4 protein-coding genes and 1 pseudogene are annotated in these 3182 nt (G+C 44.3%); 4 read left to right on the top strand and 1 reads right to left on the bottom strand.

Features of this window, described 5'->3' with window-relative positions; translation table 11 throughout:
• Positions 1–93 precede the first annotated feature (93 nt).
• Together Q4579_RS22735 and Q4579_RS22730 are read left to right on the top strand one after the other, a co-directional pair.
• Positions 94–480: an ASCH domain-containing protein gene (locus Q4579_RS22735; RefSeq protein WP_303567226.1), complete on the top strand. Its 387-nt coding sequence runs from the start codon at positions 94–96 to the stop codon at positions 478–480.
• Between the two features lie 148 nt (positions 481–628).
• Positions 629–883 (top strand): hypothetical protein, encoded by a 255-nt coding sequence (locus tag Q4579_RS22730; RefSeq protein ID WP_303567225.1) that lies wholly within the window; start codon positions 629–631, stop codon positions 881–883.
• A 28-nt stretch (positions 884–911) separates the two neighbouring features.
• Here the strand turns inward: Q4579_RS22730 and Q4579_RS22725 are convergent, their stop codons facing one another.
• Positions 912–1862, bottom strand: coding sequence for an IS110 family transposase (locus Q4579_RS22725; RefSeq protein WP_303567224.1), 951 nt, complete (start codon positions 1860–1862; stop codon positions 912–914).
• Between the two features lie 353 nt (positions 1863–2215).
• On the opposite strand from Q4579_RS22725, the gene Q4579_RS22720 reads away from it, so the two are divergent.
• Together Q4579_RS22720 and Q4579_RS22715 are read left to right on the top strand one after the other, a co-directional pair.
• A complete protein-coding gene (locus tag Q4579_RS22720; protein ID WP_303567222.1) occupies positions 2216–2620 on the top strand; it encodes an NUDIX hydrolase in 405 nt (134 codons plus the stop codon).
• 73 nt (positions 2621–2693) lie between these two features.
• Positions 2694–3104: pseudogene (locus Q4579_RS22715) on the top strand (phosphotransferase); the annotation flags it as partial.
• Positions 3105–3182: the final 78 nt, after the last annotated feature.

Raw genomic sequence — 3182 nt, 5'->3', positions numbered from 1 at the left:
GGCCTCCGGTAATTTCGTAGTCAGACTTACCTAGTGTGGCAGAGCCTGATGAGGGGGAGTCCATGTCATTCGTTATGTTTCATGGAGGAAAATTTGAAAGCTTTATCCGTCGTTGAACCATGGGGAACCATGATCGCCAATGAAACTAAATCATTGGAAATCAGATCTTGGATGCCAGAACGGCTCCCAATGCTAAACGTAGCGCTGGTACAAAATAATACAAGGTTAACAAAGGATGGGGAAGAGGATTCTGAGGGTCAAATTGTCGCTATCATTGATATCGTTTCCTGCGCACCTTGGAACAAAGCAGATTGCAAGTTTTCAGGTTGTGAAGAGTCGGCGTTTGAAGAGGGTTGGTTAGCATGGAAATTGAACAATATCAGGAAGCTACACAACCCAGTTGCAGCCACGGCAAAGCGAAAGTTTTACGATCTCGCAGAGGCTGAAGTCCTAGCCGTCAAATGTGAGCTAGAAACATAACCAACTGTTCAAGAGGGATTCGCAACGCGTTGTATTTTTTACTATGCATTGGTTTATGTATTTAAGGTGAATTTCGGAGGCATCGGTATTGTGTAGTTCACCCCTTAACAGGGCATTTTGTGTCAGTCGAAATAGGTAACAGGATCGTATGAAGATTACAGGCTTTGATGTGTTTGGTGAGGATGGTGAAATTCTCAATGCAGATAGTCATGGAAACAATGTCGCTTTTAATTGCTTTGTATGTGGTCATCCAGTGCTTGCAGTTTGCTTAGTAAATCAAAGGGGATCTGACGATGAACACCCTGCACATTGTAAAGGTGCTCAGTGCAACGCGGCCTACGTTTTAGATGTTCGAGAACGCATGAAAAAGCTTTATATTTTCAAAATAAATTCAGGTGCATAACGAACGACTATGGCGTCAATAATTAATTTCATGCTGTTTTTTCTGCCCACCTGACGCCATCACGGAGCATCGCATTGAGGATAACAACCATCTTCCTGACACAGGCAATGATGGCTACTTTTTTCGGTTTTCCTTCAGCCAGAAGTCGCTGATAGGTGCTCTTGAATACCGGATTACATTGCATGGCCGACATCATCGCCATATACAAAACGGTCCTGACCTGAGCTCGACCACCTTGTATTTTCCTGAGCCCCTTATATCGGCCACTTTCCCGGTTCATCGGAGCCACGCCGACCAACGCGGCAGCTTGTTTGTTGGTGATATAGCCGAGTTCAGGAAGGTTGCTAATCAAAGAAGCTGCGGCGATTTTTCCGATCCCCGGCATGCTTTGCAATATGTCATTTTTAGCCTGATATTCAGGACAGCTTTTGATCAGTTGAATGAGCTTATTTTCTATTTTCTCGATCTGATTTTTGAATGCTGTCAGAATGGGTTTGATAGTCATTGCCAGGTGTTTGGGCATGATTTGGAGCCGGTTCTTTTCCATGGTTTGCATGGAAAGTAGCTGATTTCTACGAATCACTAAGTCCGCCATCAACCGCATGCTCTCTGGTTTGAGTTGGGTTAGCGTTGGTTTGATTGCCTCAGCATAGTGGGCGATGAGTTTGGCATCGAGCTTGTCCGTTTTGGCTCGTTGCCCAATAGCGCCGGCAAAGCGTTTTACGTGAATGGGATTGGCAATCACGTAAGGCAGAGCAGCCTCGGCGCAGGCCAAAATAAAAGGCATTTCCAACCGGCCGGTGGCTTCCACAGCGATGCGTTGTGGTGAATGTTGTTGAATGGTTTTGATAGCTTGTTTGATGCCTTTATCGTCGTTGGAAACTGAGAAAAAGATATCAAGAGGCCGCACGTAGATATCGAGTTGAGATTTTCCGGTATCGACGCCTATGTTTATATTTTGAACTGTTGACTTAATCATAATAAGCTAACTCTGCATTGCGAAATGCGGGTTCGAGACCCAGTCGACTATTCGAGGTTTGTGCTTGGAGTCCCATGTAGTGTTCGTGTTTGTTATCGGTCTCTCGACAGAGGAGCCAGCGTTTAATCGAACTACTACATGGAAAGCTTTAGTTGCAGCTAAAGCCTGGGTCTCACTTTACCCAAATTCGTGGGTTATTATCCATACAAAGCGTTCAAGACGGATTCACAACGGTCGGCGATTCCGGTCAAAATCGGTTTTAGTTTTTAAAATACAACGACTTAGGTTGCGATAGGTAGCCTGGCTCACCACTTTACGTGGTGTTATTTGCAACTCAGTAAAGAGAACTGTATATGAATCATCTAGCGATGGCTGTCGTAATAAGGGATGGCTTTGTTTTGGTACAAAAACGGTTCAGGAAAAATGCGGGGATGGTTTTTGAGTTTCCAGGTGGTTCTATGGACGTCGGTGAGTCAGGAGAGCAAGCTGCTATTCGTGAACTCTGGGAGGAGACGGGTCTGACTAATTTAAAGACCCTTTGCACTTATAAGTCCATCAATGAGAATGGCGGCGATATTCATTATGTTGTTTTCGGCGCTACGATGGACGCAGAGCCTAAGGAAATCGATCCTTGCCGACAACAAACTTTTTATTGGTTTGAGGTATCCCAAATTCCACAGAGTGACTTCTATAGTGCTGATGTAAATTTCATCAAAAATTATCTGGGTCGTTACATATCACAAACGCCTCAAGATTGACTATCAAGGTGTCGCGTTTCCAGCCCCTTAAGTTGGCGTGATAAGCACAAATCAATTTCACATAAGGATATCTATGGAAGAGCTTCATGGTGGGCGAGAAGGTCAGATTTTTCGTTCAGAAAATAAGATTTATCGACCCCGTAGCAAGTGGTCTGAAACAGTACATTGTTTATTGTCACATATTGCTGAAAATGGCTTTTATGCAGCCCCTCAGCCATATGGTTTCGATGACAAAGGGAATGAAATTTTGTCTTATGTTGACGGTGAGGTTTTCAATTATCCGCTGGAAGGTCATATTGCTACGACTGAAGCCCTGACATCTGCGGCTAAGCTCCTTCGCTTATTTCATGATGCATCCAGTTCGTTTCTATCAAAACATTCGAACGAATCACTAAAGTGGATGCTTCCCAGTCGAGAGCCAATCGAGGTTATCTGTCACGGAGACTATGCGCCTTATAATGTTACGCTGATTGGCTCAGAAACTGGAGCTATGATGATTTCTGGTGTATGCGAAGAAAGGGTTGCGGTGTAACCTGTTGATTGATCCGGCAAGATCAACAAC

Origin of the sequence: Photobacterium sp. 1_MG-2023 (assembly GCF_030547945.1) — a bacterium.
In the GTDB taxonomy this organism is placed as follows: domain Bacteria; phylum Pseudomonadota; class Gammaproteobacteria; order Enterobacterales; family Vibrionaceae; genus Photobacterium.
The sequence above is the reverse complement of the archived record's forward strand: the minus strand, read 5'-3'. Positions and strand labels throughout refer to the sequence as shown.